Source organism: Butyrivibrio sp. NC3005 (assembly GCF_000424545.1).
Taxonomy (GTDB): Bacteria; Bacillota; Clostridia; order Lachnospirales; family Lachnospiraceae; genus Butyrivibrio.
The window spans coordinates 1-19,598 of sequence record NZ_AUKC01000018.1 but is presented as its reverse complement, the minus strand read 5'-3'; the positions used below and the strand labels follow the sequence as shown (position 1 = coordinate 19,598).

Sequence of the window (19,598 nt, the reverse complement as noted above, 5' to 3'; positions counted from 1 at the left end):
TTTAATCATTCCTCCATTCCCTGTGTCTGTAAATCATAAATTTTTTTATAAATGCCGCCTTTTTCAAGGAGAATTTCATGAGTACCACTTTCTTTTATCCGACCATTTTGCATAACAAGGATATTATCTGCATTCATAAGAGTTGTAATCCTATGTGCAATCAAGAATACTGTTGTACCTTTCATTTCTTTATTCAAAGCCTCTCTTATTTTTGCATCAGTATTAGCATCAACGGCAGATAATGAATCATCGAAGATTAGTATCTTAGCATTTTTCATAAGAGTTTGAGCGATTGCAACTCGCTGCTTTTGACCCCCAGACAAAGTTACTCCCCTCTCACCTACAAAGGTATCGTACCCCTTAGTAAACTTCTCTACAGCTTCATCGAGAAAAGCAGTATGCGCAGTATGATAAATATTATCCATCTTCAACTCATTTTGAGTAATTGCAATATTATCGGCAAGTGTTCTAGAAAAAAGATATGGCTCCTGAAGTACAATTCCTATGTTTTCTCTTAAGTACTCAGCTTCTATATCCAAAATATCAACACCGCCAATTGTGATTTTTCCATTTTCTTTTGGAAGGTTATAGAGCCTGTCTAGAAGATACATCAAAGTAGATTTGCCAGAACCTGTAGATCCCAGGATTCCTACACAACTACCCGCTTTCACTTCAAAAGAAACATCGGACAAAATATCATTTTCATTGTCATAAGAAAATGATACATGTTCAAATAATATATCTTTATCCAACGGCGGTCTCTTTGGAGATTCTATATCATGTTCAACCTGTGTATTCATAATCTCCAAAATTCTGTTACCTGATATTCCGGCCCTACTCATTTCAGTAATTACTCTTCCTAGCATTCTAACCGGCCAAGTCAAAATAGCATTATATGCTATAAATGATACATACTGACCTGCACTCATCTGACCATGCACACAGAATATTGCTCCAAAAATAACAACAAAGAAAATCTGCAATCCCGAAATAAGATCATTTGATGCCCAAAATGCAGATAAAAGTTTGAGCATTCTAATCCACATATTCGTATAATACTCGTTTTGTTTATCAAAACGGTCTTTTTCGTAGGATTCTCTACCAAAAGCTCTAACCACTCGAACACCTGTTAGATTTTCCTGAACAATAGCAGATAACTTTCCCTCCTGAATATCAACATGTTCAAATGCATCCCCTATTTTTCCATGAAAAAATACAGAATATAGCACAATAACAGGAATAAATGCACCAGAAATAAGTGTCAGTTTTACTGAAATTCCCGCCATAAAACTAAGCGCGAGAATCATAAGCATAACTATCCTAAAAAAATTTACAAGCTGTTCAGAAACAAACATTTTAATAGTTTCTACATCTGATGTACATCGCTGAATAATGTCACCTGTCTGCACTGTTCCATACCACGCATATGGAAGATGCATGATATGATCAGAAAGGCTATCTCTCATTCTTTTAACTAACTTCTCTGCTCCCATGGTATTAAAAAGTCTTACAAGATATCTGCAAAACCCTCCTAACACAGAAAATGCGAGCACGCAAAGCGCCACAATATACATATGTTTCTTGAGAAAATCAGCACCAGTATCGTTTTTTAGCAGTAAGGACGTAAAACGATATTTACCAATATCGTTACCTAAAATAACATCCACTGCAAAACCTATAAACCTTGGATTAATAAGATCTATAAAAGATGTCATGCATGAAAACACAACTGTGGCAGCAAACAAATGTTTGCTGCCCTTCAAAAAATACATTAACAAAGAAAAGACATTTTTAAATCTTAAAGAACTTCTTTTTTCCATAATCCCTCCCACAAGATATATGGCTGTTTAGTTTAGGTTCTTACAAAATCAACAAAAAAACACAATGCTGCCAAAAACTTTATGAATTTTTTTTATTTACATTCTCATCTTTAGCTATATCATCTTCATTATCATCAAATTCGCCAACATCTTTTTTTCTTTTAAGCCAGACAAGAAAGAATTCCCTATATATAAAGTCTATAATAGCTGCGAACGGAATTGCAAGAAGCACACCCACAATTCCAAAAACTCTTCCAAATACGATTATAGATACTAAAATCCATACAGACGCGATTCCAAGAGTATTTCCAAAGAGCTTAGGCTTAATAATATATCCATCACATGTCTGAAGAACAATGGTAAAAATAAGAAACCAAAGTGCAGACCATGGATTAACAAGCACAAGAATAAATCCGCCAATCACAGCTCCCACAATAGGACCAAAAGTAGGAGCAAGATTTGTAACTCCCACTATAAGAGAAATAAGCACTGCATATGGCATTCCGAAAGCAAGCATGAATATCCAGTTAACTACTCCAACAATAAGTGCATCCAGCAGGTCTCCACCAATATATCTAAGAAGAATAGTATTGCATCTAGTCCAAAAATCAACCCAGTCTCTTTTATGCTTGTCAGATACCAAAAGACCTAACAAATTAGACCATCCACCAATTAAATGCTCTTTATCTGCCAAAAAATAAATAGCAAGAATAAATGAAATAACAGCATTAAGTATTCCTGAACCGATATTCACCGAAGTATTAACAATGCTGTTAAAGCCATTAGGTATACTTGACTTAAAAGTACTAAGAAAATTATCACTAAAAGCTGTAAATGAACTAATATCAAGCTTAAACTTAGCAGCAGTTTCTTTTAATTTTTCTAAAAGCATCTGAAGCGTATTCGAGTATTCATCCACATTTGCAAAAAGAGTAGTCAGACTCGATACTATCTGAGGAATCAGTGCTATAAGAAGCACAGAAAAAAACAGCAAAAAAGTAATAACCGTAAGTATTAATGAAAAACTTCTTCTAAATGACTGCTGTTTTAATCTAGAAAAAATTGTCCGTTCATAAAAAGACATGACGGGATTAAGCAGATATGCAATTATTACACCAAGAACAACCGGTGAAATAAATCCATATAAGACACTAAAACAATCTTGTATACCATCTATATTGTTTATTATAGTGTAGAAAAGAATCGCAATGCACAACGCAACTGCGTACTGAAACCAATTCTGGTTCTTCCATTTTTTGTCAAAAAACATACCCAACTCCTTTATATTGCGAGATTTAAAATGCTGTTGCAATACACAGCGCATAATTAAATCGTACAAATATAAAGGTAGTTGGTCAAGCTTTAATAAAGATGAAATATATAAAATTTATCTAAACTAAAGATTTGTTTTTTATCTCTTAACTCTTGCTCCAGCACCGCCCATAATAGCTTCAACTTCTTCCTTGGATGCCATAGAAGTGTCCCCAGGTGTTGTCATTGCAAGTGCTCCGTGAGCTGCTCCATAATCTACAGCCATCTGAGGATTGGCTGTTGTCATAAGACCATATACAAGACCAGATGCGAATGAATCACCGCCACCTACTCTATCCATGATCTCAAGGCCTGGATACTCGTTAGACATAAAGATTTCTCCACCTGCCCAGCACATTGCCTTCCAATCATTAACTGTAGCTGTCTTAACTGTACGAAGTGTTGTAGCAACAACCTTGAAATTAGGATATGTCTTTGCTGCTTCATTAATCATCTTCTTATATCCATCGATGTTAAGACTCTTTAAATTCTCATCATTACCTTCAATCTTAAAACCAAGGCATGCTGTAAAGTCTTCTTCATTACCAATCATGACATCAACATACTTTGCGATTTCTCTGTTAACTTCCTGAGCTTTTGTCTGTCCGCCGATTGCGCTCCACATAGATGGACGATAGTTAAGATCGTAAGACACAATTGTTCCGTATTTCTTTGCAGTCTTAATAGCTTCTACAACAGTCTCACTTGCCTGCTCGGACAAAGCTGCATAGATTCCGCCTGTATGAAGCCAACGAACACCAAGCTCACCAAAAATATAATCAAAGTCAAAGTCCTCTGGCTTTGCCTGAGAAATTGCAGTATTTGCTCTATCCGAACAGCCTACTGCACCACGAATGCCAAATCCTCTTTCTGTAAAATTAAGACCATTACGGCAAATTCTTCCGATTCCATCTGTCTTCTTCCAGTTGATAAGAGAAGTGTCAACACCGCCCTGTTCAATGAAGTCTTTCATAAGCTTACCGATTTCATTATCTGCAAAAGATGTAATAACGGCTGTATCCATACCAAAACACTTATGAAGACCTCTTATAACATTATATTCTCCGCCGCCTTCCCAGGCTCTGAAACTTCTTGCAGTTCTGATTCTGCCTTCGCCTGGATCAAGGCGAAGCATAACCTCTCCCAATGATACTGCATCAAATTTGCAATCTTCTTTTGCTCTTAAATTAAGTTCAACTTTCATATTCCTTCTCCAATTTTGCCTTTTTATTACAAATAACTATTATTTTATCCGCGAACTTCTTTAACTATTGCAGCAGCCTGTGCAACAAGCTCCTCAATCTTGTCAAACTCACCATTAACAATCATATCCTTCTTAACCATCCAGCTTCCGCCGCATGCAAGAATCTTGTTAAACTTAAGATATTCTCTTACATTATCTGCACTAATTCCACCTGTAGGCATGAATTTAAGCATTGTATAAGGAGCAGAGACTGCCTTGATCATCTTAAGACCACCAGCAGGCTCTGCCGGGAAGAACTTCACTACGTCCAGACCCATCTCAATAGCCTGTTCCATTTCAGAAGGTGTCTGTGTACCAGGTGTTACCGGAATATTCTTTTCGATACAATATTTAACAACTTTAGGATTAAATCCAGGACTTACGATAAACTTTGCCCCAGCATTAACTGCTCTATCAACCTGTTCTGTTGTAAGTACAGTTCCTGCACCAACAAGCATATCAGGGAAATTCTCAGACATAATTCTAATAGACTCTTCTGCTGCCTCTGTACGGAATGTCACCTCAGCTGCCGGAAGTCCGCCCTTCATAAGAGCTTCTCCAAGCTTCTTTGCATCTTTTGCATCATCTAAAACTACAACAGGAATAATACCAATCTTCTCAAACTTTTCAAGTACTGCGTTCATACATTCTCCTTTTAGTTTCATATTGTGAAACTATATTTCATATTATGGTATAACTGTTATTAATTATATTACTTTAATTAATGATGTCAATACAAAAACTCCCCACCGATGATTATCAGTAAGGAGTTTTTTGTGTTTATAATAGTCCACCTATATCTTTTAATATATCCTGCCTTGTTCTCTGCATATATTCAGAGAGCTTACTAATTCTTTTCTCATCCATCCTCGAAACGGGTGCAGAAATGCTAAATGCATATTCTGCACTTTTTCCATTCGAAGACAAATCTGTTGCAATGCACCTTACACCTAATTCGTTTTCTTCATCGTCCATTGCATATCCAAGCTTTCTAATCCTGTCGAGAACCTCTTCAAAATCCATGTAATCGGTTATAGTATGAGGAGTCAGCTTGACTATCCTGCTGCTCTTCCACACATCTCTTACTTCTTCATTGCTAAAAGTCGCTGCCATAGCTTTTCCTACACCTGAACAATAAAGCGGAATTCTACTTCCAATGTGTGAAATCATTTGAATAGAGTTCTGATGTGATTCAACCTTATCGATGTAGATTGCTTCATTTCCGTCTCTTTTAACAAAATGAACCGTCTCACCTGTTGTTTCCATAAGCTTCTCCAAGTGCGGTCTAACCATACCTATTATGTCAACTCTGCTCATGACAAGCCCAGATAGCTCCACAATCTTCATCGTAAGAAAATATTTTCCATTCTCTTTACTCTGTTTCACATAACCCATATATTCAAGTGAAGTCAGAATTCTATGAGCAGTACTTTTATTAAGCTTCATTGCGCTTGCAACTTCCATAAGTCCTGACTCTTTTCTAGAAGCAAGAAACTCTAAAGTTTTAAAAAGCCTGTCAGCTACCTGAATAGGATTTTTATCAGCCTTTTTTATCTTTTCATTAGCCAAAATGATTTTTTCCTTCCATAAGTTAAGTGTATTAATAAAATATACTTCCATATTATGAAACTATTATATCATTTTTGGTTTTCTAAAGAAAGTTTAAAAAATACCTTTCTTTTTAAGAATAGCTGAAATAATAGCTACAAGTGCTACAGCACCGGTTCCTCCTGCGATTGGTGCTACAGGAACACTTGACTTTTCATTTTCCTTTGCTGCGTTTTCATCTTCAGGTTTCTTTTCTTCTACATTTTCTTTCGCATCGTCCTTTGAAGTTTCAGAAGATGTATCAGCACTTGTTTCATATTTCTTTGTTTCTTCAGCATTTTCATTCTCAGAAGATGCAGATTCGTTTACTTCCTCCTTGTTCGTATCTTCTTCATTAACAGCCACTTCAAGGTTTTCTTCTTCTGTAACTTCTTTTACTTCTTCTGTAGTCTTATTTTCCGCCAGTGTAACCTTAGAAGAATTCTTCCTTGCGTTTATTCTTGTCTTTTTACCTGTTTTAGAACTCTTCTTTGTATTCCTAGAAGAAACCTTTCCAGTATTTTTGTATACAGAATCTGAATCGCCGCTCTTTCTTACACCAAGTACTTCTCCATTGTTTGCAGGTGCATTTGCAGATGCTTTACTTACAGTTGTAGTATTCTTTTTAGCAGCCGCAGCTTTGTTAGAAGTTGTTGATGTACTGCCTGTCGATGTACTTCTTGTTGTATCACTTCCTGTTGATATGTTTCCTGATGTTGAACTACTTCCACTGTTTCCTGATTCGTTCCCACCATTACCACTTTTTGATGGAGTTTTATTACCACCACCATTTGCCGGCTTATCCTTGTTCTCATCTTCTTTAGGTGTATCTTTCGAAGGTTCTGGAGGGATAACAATTCCATCCTTAAGGCAAATTGTTCCATATACTGAAGTTGAAGACCAGCCATTACCTGTCTTGTCACTCCAGCTAAGTGTACCAATACGCTTACCACTGCCATCAGCATCATTAATCTGAAGTTCCAAACCAACAGCAGTGCCATTAGAAGGCTTAATATCAGTCCACTTGAATGCAGCCTCAATCATATAACCATCTTTGGTAACAACTGCGCTTGACTTTACATTTTCTTCTACACACTTTTTACCATTAAAACTTTGTTTGTTCTCATAATTAATACGATACTGTTTGTCATCATCTTCATAGGAAGAAGTCTTATGGTTATTCTCATCTATAAATACTTCAATAGAATCTTGCTCATGATTCTGTGAAGAATCCTTGTTGAGAACATCATCTTTAACATTCATAAGAACATAGAGATTTTCCTCATCCCACAAAAGTTTTGCCTTGGCACTAACCTTTGAACCAACATTGATGGTAAGTGGAACTTCTTCTGCCTTATCCCAGTCCTTATCATCAATCTTGCCGTCTATTAAAACACTTCCCTTTTGAACATTAAGAAGAGGTTTAACGGTTGTTTCTGCAAAAAACTTGTTACTACTTGCCTGATTAAAGGTTGTGTCATTAAATGCTGACTTATTGCCATTATCATTTACCAGCACATCCATCTTTACTTCATTTGAAGAAAGAGACTTTCCATTAACAGAAAGCTTAAGTTCTGCCTCATAGCCACCGTTTACTTCTTTTGCGTCTTTTCTGCTTACAGTTACCTGCTTAATACCATCAGAATCCGATGCAAATAAAGTTACAGAGTCTTGACTATCAAAAGAATTATCTGGAACTTTAACCTTTACATTTAATCCATCAGTGCTCCACATAGGAGTAAATGAAACATTTCCGCCATCCTTATTAAAGCTATAGTTTTCACCTACACTATAGTCTTCTTCGAGCATCTGAACAAGACGAACACTCTTTATCTCCGGCTCTAACTCGCCTGCATCTGCAAGGGCATAGAAAGAATTTTTAGCCTTATAATTGTTGTCAAACAAAAGCGGATACTGTCGGCTATTATCTGTAGATCCTCCTCCTGCACTGTTCTGAGTCTGAAGCCATGAATGCTTGTCTACCACTCCCCAGATTGTCATACCTGTAATATTGCAGCCTTCATTTCTCAAACGTCTAATGGTGTCATAAACATCTTTATATCTCTGGGCAAGTCTTTCATCTTTAGAGTTGGCACTTCCCTTGAAGTCAAGCTCAGTAACCTGAACCTGTCCTACAATCTTGCCATATGCACGTGCAGACTTTTTGAATTGCTCCATAGATGGAGAATTGGATGTTATCTGGTAATGAGCCTGCATGCCCATACCATCAATTCTAGCCCCTTCAGTATTCTTTACATCTGTAAGAAGCTGACATATACCCTTGGTTTTACTCTCCATTGTTTCATTATAATCATTGTAGAAAAGAGCAATAGACTTTGGCATATATTTGTTAGCATATACGAAGGCATTCTTAATGAACTCAGGGCTCTTGTATACTGCCCACCATTTTGAGTTTTCATTGTCATTTCTATAAGTGCCTGTTCCATCACTCACAGCTTCATTAACAACATCCCATCCATAGAACATATCCTTGTATTTGCTACCCTCGGATGTGAAATGCTGTGCGACACTCTTTATATAATACTCCAATCGAAGATTCATAACTTCTGGAGTTACAAACGGCTTACCAAGATCATAGTCTTCATGGAAAAAGAACTCTGGAGTCTGATTGTGCCATACTAAAACGTGTCCCCTTATACGAATCTTCTTATCTGGATGCTCATTATTCCATTTTACAAAGAAATCAAGATATCTTTCAGGAGTTTCGTAGTTCAACTTAGGAAACTTGAAAGTATGACCATTAAGAGTAACATCCTCTAGCTCAGCATCTTTTCTAAGCATAGAATCAGGCTTAAGCTCATTTCCAAGAGTTACACCATTGAAATGTTTTGTTACAAGTTCCATCTCCATATTATCAGCAAATTCCTGATAACTAATTGCGGTTCCTACGATAAAGTCATCACCAAGAACTGCGCACATCTTATCTCTAAGATTTGGAATATCATACTCTACACCTTTTTTCACAGTATCATCAACAGGCGTTGTATCATATTCAAATTCTACACTTTCGATAGTAACTCCGCATGGATAGGTGTTACTATTCATAGCCATAATAGCAAAGTGTGTCACCTTACCGTCTACAGATGGGTTAAGAACATATTCCTTCTGACCTTTTTTGCCATATTCAGCTAGGAGTTCTTTATATTTACCATCTTCACCTTGTGTTTCATCATAAAGCTTAAATGCAACAGTCGCATCCTGATCTTTAACTTTAATCTTAATGCTGTTAATTCTTTCCGCATTTAACGGTTCTTTTAATTTGAAGCAATACTCTTGCCAGTCTTTCTCAAACTTTAAAACATTACCGCCATCATATGCTTCTTTAGACCAGGTATCCATAAATTCCATATCATCCTTAGTGTAGATGATATGCTTAATCTTGGAATTTTCATCATCTTTCTTAACATCATCTTTGAGTTTTATCTCTATTCCTACCAAGGTTGCAAACTCTGTCGGTGTCTTCTCACCAAATTCATCTACAGACATAATTCCAAGATATGTAAATGAAGCATCATCCTCAATATTTATGTCATATTCTTCCTTACCAAAATTATCATAAGTCTCTTTTACAGACTTATCTTCTTTTGTAGGCTTTTCCTCAGTTCCATAGTACTTAAAGCAAAGCTTTCCATCCTGATCCTTCATTTTAACTTTAATGTTTTCGATTTCATTAAAAGAATACTTCTTAGGAATCTTTACAAGATACTCATAATACTGACTTGGGAATTTCATAACTCCATTTTCAGCTTTCTCACTGCCCCAACGAAAACTTACATCGAGCTCATCAGCCGAGTATCTTATAGTTTTCTCGTCTTTGTTACCTTCTTCCTTTTTATCCTCTTTTTCCTCATCCTTCTTGACGTCGTCTTTTTGTTCCTTATCCTTTTCTTTAGACTCTTTGTCCTTGTTCTCTACACCCTCCTCTTTGCTAGCAGCTTCTTCGCTGTTATCACTTCCTGAATTACTTTCTTCTTTCTTTTCTTCGTTATCACTTGTCTTGTCGTTATCCTTCTCCCCGGATTTGCCCCCTGCTTCTTCACTGGTAGAACCATTTCCTGCATCATTTGACTTTTCAGGATTGTCTTCCCCTTCTTTAGTACTTTCTGATTCGACTGATGAATCTGACTTCTCCTCTTTTTCTTCAGATTCAGATGCGCTTACATTTGACTCATTTTCAGCTGCATAGACGTTTGTAACCCCTGTCCCTACAGTTGTAGTAAGCAACATTTCTGCCATAAGCAAAGATGTTAAACCTAACTTTTTCTTATGCATGCAATACCCCTTCCCATAAAAAGATTTTAAGATTTAAAAGAAATTCATTTGTGCATTATGCTCTGCTGTTGCAGGATTTATACAATATTATTATGCAACATCACATTTCTTTCTTATCATAAGTTGCTATATGCTTATCAGATATTGCTTTTTTGCACAAATGTTAGTCAAAGTGCATAACAAAAAAGCTCCTACGTAGTAGGAATAATACTACTTAGGAACTTTTGTCACAGTTTTTTCTATCGCAAAATTTTTTACATGATCTTTGATTACATCAGAGTAATCAACATTTTTAATAATGGCGGAATATACAATATCAAAATCAGAAAAATGTTTTATATAATCCTCTGTTAGTCACCTATTCTAGATAAAACCGCTACTGTTTCAATCGACTTTGTGTAAGCAAACATATCAACCGGTACTACTTTCTCTACCTTATAACCATTCTTGACCATAATTTTCAAATCTCTTGCAAGTGTATCTGGCGAGCAGGAAATATAAGATACTCTTTCCGGAGCAAGCTCAAACAAGGACTTAAGAAACTCTTCTGTAGCACCACTTCTTGGCGGATCCATAATAACTACATCAACTCTATCATTACTTTCTGCCATTTGAGCCATAAATCTTGTAGCATCGTTATTATAGAAAGTAACGTTTTCGGCATTATTTGCCCTAGAATTCCAGATAGCATCTTTTACAGCATCCTTATTGAGCTCTACGCTAATAACTTCTTTAACATGAGGCGATGCGATGATTCCGATAGTACCTACACCACTGTAACAATCCATAACTACATCAGTCTTTTTTAGTTTTGCAAGCTCTATTGCTTTACTATAAAGTCTTTCGGTCTGTACAGGATTTACCTGATAAAACGATTTAGGAGAAATTTTAAAAGTCATTCCGCATACTTCATCAGTTATATACCCTTTTCCATAAATAGGCTTTTCTTTATCACCAAGCACCATACTTGTATGCTTATCATTAACATTCAAAACAATTGTTGTTATCTCTGGATGTTTCTCTACAAGTGCCTTCACGAAGTTTTTGCTTGATGGAAAAATAGGATTTGATACAACAAGTACCACCATAACCTGTCCACTATTCTTACCTATTCTGATAAGAACATGTCTAAGAAGTCCCTGTCCATAGTCTTCATCATATGTTTTTATTTTAAATGATTTAAGCAAACTTCGTACCGTTTCGATTATCTCATCTGCTTTTCTATCTTCAAGAAGGCATGTTGTAATAGGAACAACTTTATGGGAGCCTTCCTGATAAATTCCATGAAGAGCATTTCCTTTTCTATCATGGCCAAAGACATGATGAACCTTACATCTGTAATGGTCAGGCTCTTTCATTCCAATAACCGATTCAACCTCACAGATGTTTCCGATTAGCTCCTGCACTCTTTTCTGTTTCCACTCAAGCTGTTTGTTATACGGCATGTGAAGAAGCTGACAGCCACCACATTTATTAAATACAGGACATAATGCTTTAGATTCTTTTTTACCTTTTTCAAAAGATTTGCCTTCAGTTTTTCTATTATCCTGAATCTTACCTGAAGGTTTTCTATTATCAGAAAACTTTCTTAAAGATTTTTGGTTTTCTGGAAGCTTACCTGCAAAGTTCTTATTTTTCTTAGGTTTATTTGAAGCAACCCCTGTCTTATTTACGATATTTTTTCTATTATTATTCTTAAATTCCAATCTACTATATCCACCTTTCAAAGGAGTTTAACATTACATTTATCTAAAAAAGTACCATTTTATTATTTATAGCTCAAAAAAAGATCTGTATGAACAAAAGCTGCTATCACTTGTCTAAAGATAGCACTATTCCTCCCATACAGACCCTTTTGATAATTACTCCTACAAAATCATTCAAGAATTTCAGCTCTTAAAAATCATCTTCCTAGAATAATTACATTTCTTCATCTTCCTTATCAAGATCCATCTCTTCATCCATCAGAGCTCTCTTTGTAACCTGACGATTTTCTGTGTTTCCGATAAGTTCTTTCATTTTCAGACCAGTAATGTTCTTAACAAGTTCTCTTGCACGTTCGACATCCGCTCTATTAATCTTAACCAGGCAATTAATTCTATCGGATCCCTTACGTCCACCAAAAATTTTCTGCCATAAAGATTGTTTTTGCCAATCAAGATAATAGGAAATGCGATGTTTTAGGAAAATACGCTCTAACTCTTTTTTATCTCTTAAAGAATAAACCGTACAAAACGGAATCTCATTATTAAAATGCTGGGATTCTGTTATAATGCTTGACATTGTTCTAATCCTCCGAATTCCCTCTTACTTATATTACTGCCATGATTATGACATCGGCACCAAAGATTAGAAACACTTATGACGCTTAAATCATTTAACTTACAGGCAGCATCCTTATCTTTTCTGAACAAAAAATATTATACACTTTGTTGGCATCACTAGCAATAAATATTCGAAAATCTTGCTTAAAAAATCCCTGTTAAATTACCTTATACATTACCAGCCAAGATCCATGAGCCAGTTATTCAATCTTCGCTCTCTATCCTGTTCAGAGGTATGCTCATTAGTAACATTTTCGTATTCACCTTTGATATTACCATCCACAATATAGAATACCTTTTTACATTTTGCAGCAATCTTCGGATCATGCGTAACCATCATGATAGTAGTTCCTTCATTGTTAAGCTTAACAAGTTCATCCATTACTTCTGTTGATGCAGTCCTGTTAAGTGCTCCTGTAGGCTCATCTGCAAAAATAATCTTCGGATTATTAATCATACTTCTACAGATACACGCTCTTTGGAGCTGGCCTCCTGACACTTCATTGATATCATTATCAGCAACATCGATAATAGATAATTTTCTTAAAAGTTCTTCTGCTCTTTTGACTTTTTGGCGCCTTTCTTTTCTTTTATCATTTTTCTCCATAGCAGGAATCAAGATATTATCCATTATTGTAAGATTCTTCAACATTTGCATCTGCTGGAAAATAAATCCCATCTTGTTAAGTCGTACATCTGCAAGTTCCTTTGAAGAAAGCTTTGATATATCTTTTCCATCAAAAAGAACGAAATAATAATTGTAAAGAAACGTCTGGGCGAACTTACAACATCATTTACTGCCATATACACAGCATTACCCAAAACAGATTTTCTAAGAGGAAACATCATTTTTTTGTCGTATCTTTCACCTGTTTGTCCACTTCTAATTGCATCTACAGGTGTAACTTTTTTTATCTTTCCTGTGCAAAGATATGCAAAAAAGCTCATTATGATAACTACAAAAACTGAACCTGTTACATTTAACAATACTCCAAATTCATTACCTAAAATCATCTTTTGAGACACTGACTGTATCAGAATATTTCCAAATGGAATTCCAATAAGAAAACCTAGAAGTCCTCCGAGAAGTGCCATAACAAGATACTTAATCATATAAAGGCTTCTTATCTTGAAATTACTTATTCCAATTGCCTTCATCACGCCAATTTCACGATACTCTTCACTAATAGAGAATGCTATTACAAACTTTAAAAGTACAAAAGATACTATAATCAGACAGACACTAAGGATTAGTACTATCATGGCTACAATCATTTCCATAATGTAGCAGATTTTTATAACATCTTTTCCGTCAGCAAATAATACACCTTCTACGTCAGCTATATCATTGATAAGAATCTTTACATCATCTGTATCAATATTATAGATGCATCCCTTATAGTCTTTTATTTTAGAGTCACTTGTATACCTTTGGTAATCTTCGTTACTTATGATAAATCTTGTATTTCCCATCATAACGGAACCAAGGAGCGCATCTTTGATTTCACCTGCAATATCAAAAGTAAAAGTCTTTTGGTTGAAGGTTAGCCTTAATGTATCTCCTACTTCTATATTGTTATCTTTAAGAAAACCTGCTGTTACATAAATCTTACCCTGATCTACATGTGTAAGCTTCGTGTTATCTTCATTAAAATAACTAAGACCATTTTCCTGTAACGGCTGAATCAAAAATGTATTATTCTTCATTTCAACCTTATGTCCATTAGCAGTAAGATCATCTTTTGATGCCCAACAACATTCCTCTTTTTTATATCCTGTCACTTCTTTGGATTTCTCCAATATGTTTTCAACTTTGCCATCACCATTTTGTGTAATGATAATATAATCACCTAGTCCCGCCTGTTCAAAATAATAATCAGTACCACTCATTACATTAACAACATTGCTAAGTCCACTCGATACAAACGTTGAAGCAAGAATCGTGAATAACAACAATATGAAATTCATCGTTTTCTTTCGCTTCACATCACGTCTTAAGATTCTAAAATACATGATTCTTCCTTTCTCTTCATAACCTCTGTTGGATTAAAACTTATTTTGTGCCTTTATATACGCTTTTCTTTAACCTCCAGGCCTTTGGAAACGCATCCTTGCTGATTACAATATTTAATATAATGCACCAATTATTAATCATTCATTAAATCCCCAAAATGATTCTGAACGAAACAGGCAAAAATCATAATTTTTTTGTCACGAGTGTCACAGCGAAAATATCACCTTTTATTTCTGCAAAAATATCTCCATCCATTTTTTTCATTATTTCTTTGCATATATACAATCCCAATCCACTTCCCTGTATGCCTTCGCTATTGCTTCCCCTATAGAAAGAGTCAAATAAATGAGGTATTTCATCCTGTTTAACGCTGCATCCTGTGTTGCTGACAGTTATAAGTCTGCATTCTTCTTCCTCAGAAAAAGATATTTCAATCTTTTTTCCATCTCCATATTTAACAGCATTTTCTATAACATTTTGAAATACTTCTACGATACGATTGAAATCGCCATATATAAAACAATTGTCAGTATCAAAAATTTTAAAATCTATATGGAGATGCATCATTTTCTCTGTATAATACTTTTCTATTTCTTTTATAACATCGAAAAGATACACCTCTGTATTCTCTACACTTAAAGAAAGAAAATCTTTTCTGGCGGCTTCTAAAATTTCATTGACATACTTTTTTATCTCAAAAACATTCTTCTCTATCCCTTCTAAGGCTTCTATTTTCTTCTTCTCTTCTTTATATAAGTTATTCTTCAAAGCTCTAGCATATAAATCTATTGCAGAAAGAGGTGTTTTTATATCATGTGACAAAGATAGAATCAAAGTTTTGCGCTCTTTAATAAGTTCAAGTTCATTTCTCTTATCATCTTCGAGTTTTTCCCTTAACATATCCATCCCCCACAAAAAACTCCCGAAAAATTTGCTTTTTTCTTCTTTTATTGGAATTGAAAGATTTCCTTTGGCCAGCTCTTGTGGAAGTGTTTTGATACTTATAAATGGATAAATTATCTTTTTTCCCACAAAAGCTAGTAGAACTATAGAAAAAACAAGCATTATGGTAAGAATTTTATTCACATGCCATATTACAAAAGAGTTATCAACAGGATAATACTCAAATCTATAGAGCTTTCCATTTAACTCTTCGACTGTATAATCATATTTTGAGCGGTAGTATGGATCAAACTCTTTTATTGATACAATTGTTTTATACTTATTTAAATCTATATTTTGAATGGATTCGCCTTTTTCAACCCTTGTGACTATTCGGCTTATATCTACTAAATACTTTCTGCCCTGTTGACTGTTATTGTTTTTTAAAATATACACATTACAGATAATAATAAGGACGATTTCTATTAAGATAGTACACAATGCAAACTTTTTATACTTATTCAAATCGGTACCCCACTCCCCATTCTGTAATAAGATGTTTAGGATTCTTTGGATTATCTTCTATTTTCTGCCTTAGCCATTTGATATGAACTGTTAATGTCTGTAGTTCTGAATCGCTATCGCTTCCCCATATATTATTGAACAGATATTCTTTTTTTAATGTAATGCCCTTATTCTCCATTAATAGTTTTAAAAGCTCGAACTCTTTGGCTGTTGATTCTATATATGCTCCTCTTACAAAAATACTATTCGTAACAGTATTTATTGTTATTTCGTCAGAAACCATCTCATCTAAAGCATATTTACGCTTGAAAACTCCTTTTATCTTTGCCAGAAGAATATCAATATCGTACGGTTTTTCTATGTAGTCGTCTGCTCCGATTCCCAGACCTTTGAGCTTGTCATCTTTTGATGTTCTTGCACTTGCAATCATAATATGGGCATTAGAATTTTCTCTGATTTTGGAGCATACAAAAAATCCGTCAATTCCAGGTAACATAAGATCAAGAACTATTAGTTTGGCTCCATAAGCCTCAAATAATTCAAGTGCTTTTTCACCTGTTTGAGCAATACTCACAGTATAATTTTCTTTTCTTAGGAAATCACATAAAAGACCTCCAATTTCTTTGTTATCTTCAACGATTATAATGTCCAGCATAAAAATTCCCTCGCACTTTTATTTTGTTATTACTAGAATATTTTGAATCACTTTCTTTTAATCAGGACCATAAATTATGCTTTATTGTTTCTATATAGTCCGTTTTACTGTTTGTATATTTCGTCGCAGACACGCTTTCGCTTGATTATAAACGTAGTGGTACGTAATGCGCTAAAAAACAGCGCATAAGTACCAACGTTTATAAACAGTTCTGCTCATGAAATATTACAAGCCAGTAAAACTAATCTACTAAGTATTCAAAACAATAAAGTATAGGTTTTTGTTTTCATCAGGAAAATCAAAAACCGTATCAGACCAAAATTTGTCGTTAAGACAAATTTTGTCCTGCAAAGCAGGATTCTTGCTGATGATTATCCTAAATCTCAGCAAGAAGTCATGACTTCTTGTCACTTATATTCATAAACTCGCATTTACTGCGAGTTTCGTGAGAACAAAAGTCAAGTGGCAAACTGGTCCAAGGCGAAGCCTTTTCAAATGGCCAGTTTGCGTAGTTTTTGGAACGCAGTGACAAAAAACTATAAGTAATGACACCACTTATTCTATCAATAAAAAAGAGTCGCAAACAACATTTTTTCTGATAAAATAAAGTAAGAAAAACGAAAGGAGATTATAATGATAAAGAAAAAGATTATTGTAATCGGATTAACAGTAGTACTTCTTTGCGGATGCAGTAGTAAGGGAAACGAAAATAATTCCTCCAAAAATGAATCTATAGATTCTACTACAAAAACATCTGCAGATTTGTCTTCTTCAAGCAGTTCTACTAAGAAAAATGATGATTCTTCAAGCAGGGATAATTTACAGAACGAAGAAACTAAGACTTCACAAGATGCTTCAAATCCATGGAAAACTGTTACTAAGGACGAATTTGCCAGGGAAATGGAATCCGATTTTGAAATCCCAGATGGAGCTTTAAATGTCACATACAAAATTTGTGAAGATGATGCTCTTCTGGGGAATATAAACCATGATTCAAAATTAAATGAATATACAGAAGTTGTACCTCTTGGTGAAGTTACATTTACTATGTCAGATGAATATACATCTGTTGATTATGTTGCAAGAATGCAAAAAGCAAAACGACCAAGTGACTGTATTTCTGGATATAACTATGATGAATGGGACAGCGATTCCAAAGAAATGCACGATGGACAGCCTGTTTATTTCAAGAGAAAAATAGATACTGACAAAACTGTAGATGTAGCATATTGGTATTTTAGTGATACAAGCCTTACTTACACTCTTACCGTTACAGGCACAGACCTTGATGGATTTGATATTTCTGCAGTAGCATATACAATTTGCGATATGCATAAGGCTAAAAAAGATGCAGAAAAAGCAAACGCACCAGAAGTTACTGCTAATCAGCTTCCAGACGGCAATTACACATCCTACTGTGATATGGTAACAGCATTTGAAGAAAAAGATGGAGTTTTTAGTCTATCTGTTGAAAAACTGTACTGTAATGATAACAAAGTAGAAGGTGCAGTTCATGATGATTGGGGAATGGAATATGTTCAAAATATTACCTTAACAGGAGATAGTAAATCCATAGAATATGGCGATATTGATGCCGGAAATGAATTCGAGGCAAACTCTAACCTTAAGAAAGTCAAAGAAGTATTGCAGTATTACCTCTCAATCCGTGGACAGGAAGTTGAAAGTGCAACAGGTCTTCATCTAGATATTAAAGACGGAAAGATTGTTCGCCTCGGACTTGTAACTTCATAATTCATCATTATGTTATTACTTTATAACTCATCTTCTTCAAGAAGTTTATACAATAATGTATAAAGTGTTTTTGTCTCCGCTTCATTTAGCGGAGACTTTTTCTTTGTAAGTTCAAGCGGTATATCCTTACACTTCTCTTTAAGCGCTTTTCCTTTTTCAGTAATACTTATTATAGTAACACGTTCATCTTCCTTAGAACGTTTTCTTGTTACATAATCTTCTTTTTCCAGTTTTTTCAAAAGAGGTGTAAGAGTTCCGGCATCTAAATGAAGTGTACTGCCAAGTTGACCAACACTTATGCTTTCTTTTTCCCAAAGAACCATAAAAACAACATACTGAGTGTATGTAAGATTAAGCGGTTTCAAAAAAGGAGTGTATTCACTTACTATTTTGCGTCCACAAGCATATAGTGGAAAACATAATTGATTTTTTAACAGCAGCTGTTCATATTCTTGTGCCATAATACCCTCTTTTAATTACTCTTTAATAAACTCGTATTTCATGCTTATTGTTTATCTGCAGCTTATAACAGTTCTTCTATACACTTATCTACCAGTTCCATCTTTGCAGTAGGTTCAAATCTAGCCACAACATTGCCAGACCTGTCTACAACGAACTTGGTGAAATTCCATTTAATTTCGGAATTATTTTTATAATCTTTATCGATTTTAGAAAGCATTGCGCTCATTGCAAGTGCTTTAGGTCCTTTTCCAAATCCTTCAAATCCCTTTTGCTCTTTCAAATATTTAAACAATGGTATTGCATTCTCACCATTTACGTCAGACTTCTTCATCTGTGGAAACTGTGTATTGTACTTAAGTGTACAGAACTCATGAATTTCGTCATCAGTTCCTGGTGTCTGACCTGCAAACTGATTACAAGGTATATCAATAACTTCAAATCCTCTATCGTGATATTTCTCATACATTGCTTCAATATCTTTATAATGAGGTGTAAATCCGCATCCTGTCGCAGTGTTTACAATAAGAACTACCTTTTTCTCGTAATTCTTCATAGAAATCTCTTCGCCTGAAGCTGCAGTTACACTTAAATCATAAATACTCATAAAAAGCCCTCCTTTGCCTTACGGGTAGTGTCAAATCTGACACTCCTTTTTGTTATTAAATCCTTTATTCTCGGGAGATTTAAATAAAAAGAGCATTGACCTCCCTTTTTTGGTATAATGTCAATC

General features: G+C 35.0%; 15 protein-coding genes. 1 reads left to right on the top strand and 14 read right to left on the bottom strand.

Features of this window, described 5'->3' with window-relative positions:
• Positions 1-5: 5 nt before the first annotated feature.
• The 12 genes from G634_RS0106495 to G634_RS0106440 all read right to left on the bottom strand — a co-directional run bounded on the left by G634_RS0106495 (position 6) and on the right by G634_RS0106440 (position 16,654).
• Positions 6-1,820 (bottom strand): ABC transporter ATP-binding protein, encoded by a 1,815-nt coding sequence (locus G634_RS0106495; protein ID WP_026504609.1) that lies wholly within the window; start codon positions 1,818-1,820, stop codon positions 6-8.
• A 79-nt stretch (positions 1,821-1,899) separates the two neighbouring features.
• On the bottom strand, positions 1,900-3,090 hold the full coding sequence (locus G634_RS0106490) for an AI-2E family transporter (RefSeq protein WP_026504608.1): 1,191 nt from the start codon (positions 3,088-3,090) through the stop codon (positions 1,900-1,902).
• A gap of 141 nt (positions 3,091-3,231) precedes the next feature.
• On the bottom strand, positions 3,232-4,335 hold the full coding sequence (locus G634_RS0106485; protein WP_026504607.1) for a sugar kinase: 1,104 nt from the start codon (positions 4,333-4,335) through the stop codon (positions 3,232-3,234).
• 44 nt (positions 4,336-4,379) lie between these two features.
• The gene (locus tag G634_RS0106480) at positions 4,380-5,018 is read right to left on the bottom strand and encodes a bifunctional 4-hydroxy-2-oxoglutarate aldolase/2-dehydro-3-deoxy-phosphogluconate aldolase (RefSeq protein ID WP_026504606.1); all 639 of its coding nucleotides are present in this window, start codon (positions 5,016-5,018) and stop codon (positions 4,380-4,382) included.
• Positions 5,019-5,154: 136 nt separating this feature from the next.
• Positions 5,155-5,943: an IclR family transcriptional regulator gene (locus G634_RS0106475; RefSeq protein WP_242826779.1), complete on the bottom strand. Its 789-nt coding sequence runs from the start codon at positions 5,941-5,943 to the stop codon at positions 5,155-5,157.
• A 93-nt stretch (positions 5,944-6,036) separates the two neighbouring features.
• Entirely contained in the window at positions 6,037-10,254 is a 4,218-nt protein-coding gene (locus tag G634_RS20205; RefSeq protein ID WP_051233726.1) for an endo-1,4-beta-xylanase, read from the bottom strand.
• A 350-nt stretch (positions 10,255-10,604) separates the two neighbouring features.
• Positions 10,605-11,960: a 23S rRNA (uracil(1939)-C(5))-methyltransferase RlmD gene (gene rlmD / locus G634_RS18260; protein ID WP_242826778.1), complete on the bottom strand. Its 1,356-nt coding sequence runs from the start codon at positions 11,958-11,960 to the stop codon at positions 10,605-10,607.
• Between the two features lie 214 nt (positions 11,961-12,174).
• The gene (locus tag G634_RS0106460; protein WP_026504604.1) at positions 12,175-12,537 is read right to left on the bottom strand and encodes a hypothetical protein; all 363 of its coding nucleotides are present in this window, start codon (positions 12,535-12,537) and stop codon (positions 12,175-12,177) included.
• Between the two features lie 216 nt (positions 12,538-12,753).
• Positions 12,754-13,305 carry an ABC transporter ATP-binding protein gene (locus G634_RS18255; RefSeq protein WP_081676522.1) on the bottom strand — a complete coding sequence of 184 codons (552 nt, stop codon included), beginning with the start codon at positions 13,303-13,305 and terminating at the stop codon, positions 12,754-12,756.
• Positions 13,224-14,591: an ABC transporter permease gene (locus G634_RS21870; RefSeq protein ID WP_051233724.1), complete on the bottom strand. Its 1,368-nt coding sequence runs from the start codon at positions 14,589-14,591 to the stop codon at positions 13,224-13,226. Before G634_RS21870 ends, G634_RS18255 begins: the two co-directional genes overlap by 82 nt.
• A gap of 184 nt (positions 14,592-14,775) precedes the next feature.
• The gene (locus G634_RS0106445; protein ID WP_026504603.1) at positions 14,776-15,999 is read right to left on the bottom strand and encodes a sensor histidine kinase; all 1,224 of its coding nucleotides are present in this window, start codon (positions 15,997-15,999) and stop codon (positions 14,776-14,778) included.
• Positions 15,992-16,654: a response regulator transcription factor gene (locus tag G634_RS0106440; protein ID WP_026504602.1), complete on the bottom strand. Its 663-nt coding sequence runs from the start codon at positions 16,652-16,654 to the stop codon at positions 15,992-15,994. Before G634_RS0106440 ends, G634_RS0106445 begins: the two co-directional genes overlap by 8 nt.
• Positions 16,655-17,287: 633 nt before the next feature.
• Here G634_RS0106440 and G634_RS0106435 point away from each other — a divergent pair.
• The gene (locus tag G634_RS0106435) at positions 17,288-18,406 is read left to right on the top strand and encodes a hypothetical protein (RefSeq protein WP_026504601.1); all 1,119 of its coding nucleotides are present in this window, start codon (positions 17,288-17,290) and stop codon (positions 18,404-18,406) included.
• 20 nt (positions 18,407-18,426) lie between these two features.
• Here G634_RS0106435 and G634_RS0106430 read toward each other — a convergent pair whose 3' ends face one another.
• Entirely contained in the window at positions 18,427-18,867 is a 441-nt protein-coding gene (locus tag G634_RS0106430) for a MarR family winged helix-turn-helix transcriptional regulator (RefSeq protein WP_035799200.1), read from the bottom strand.
• A 62-nt stretch (positions 18,868-18,929) separates the two neighbouring features.
• On the bottom strand, positions 18,930-19,472 hold the full coding sequence (locus G634_RS0106425; protein WP_026504599.1) for a glutathione peroxidase: 543 nt from the start codon (positions 19,470-19,472) through the stop codon (positions 18,930-18,932).
• Positions 19,473-19,598: the final 126 nt, after the last annotated feature.

Bases quoted from the DNA above. Each gene is read 5' to 3' on its own strand.
- G634_RS0106495 (WP_026504609.1), bottom strand. From the start codon at position 1,820: ATGGAAAAAAGAAGTTCTTTAAGATTTAAAAATGTCTTTTCTTTGTTA.
- G634_RS0106490 (WP_026504608.1), bottom strand. From the start codon at position 3,090: ATGTTTTTTGACAAAAAATGGAAGAACCAGAATTGGTTTCAGTACGCA.
- G634_RS0106485 (WP_026504607.1), bottom strand. From the start codon at position 4,335: ATGAAAGTTGAACTTAATTTAAGAGCAAAAGAAGATTGCAAATTTGAT.
- G634_RS0106480 (WP_026504606.1), bottom strand. From the start codon at position 5,018: ATGAACGCAGTACTTGAAAAGTTTGAGAAGATTGGTATTATTCCTGTT.
- G634_RS20205 (WP_051233726.1), bottom strand. From the start codon at position 10,254: ATGCATAAGAAAAAGTTAGGTTTAACATCTTTGCTTATGGCAGAAATG.
- G634_RS0106460 (WP_026504604.1), bottom strand. From the start codon at position 12,537: ATGTCAAGCATTATAACAGAATCCCAGCATTTTAATAATGAGATTCCG.
- G634_RS21870 (WP_051233724.1), bottom strand. From the start codon at position 14,591: ATGTATTTTAGAATCTTAAGACGTGATGTGAAGCGAAAGAAAACGATG.
- G634_RS0106440 (WP_026504602.1), bottom strand. From the start codon at position 16,654: ATGCTGGACATTATAATCGTTGAAGATAACAAAGAAATTGGAGGTCTT.
- G634_RS0106435 (WP_026504601.1), top strand. From the start codon at position 17,288: ATGATAAAGAAAAAGATTATTGTAATCGGATTAACAGTAGTACTTCTT.
- G634_RS0106430 (WP_035799200.1), bottom strand. From the start codon at position 18,867: ATGGCACAAGAATATGAACAGCTGCTGTTAAAAAATCAATTATGTTTT.
- G634_RS0106425 (WP_026504599.1), bottom strand. From the start codon at position 19,472: ATGAGTATTTATGATTTAAGTGTAACTGCAGCTTCAGGCGAAGAGATT.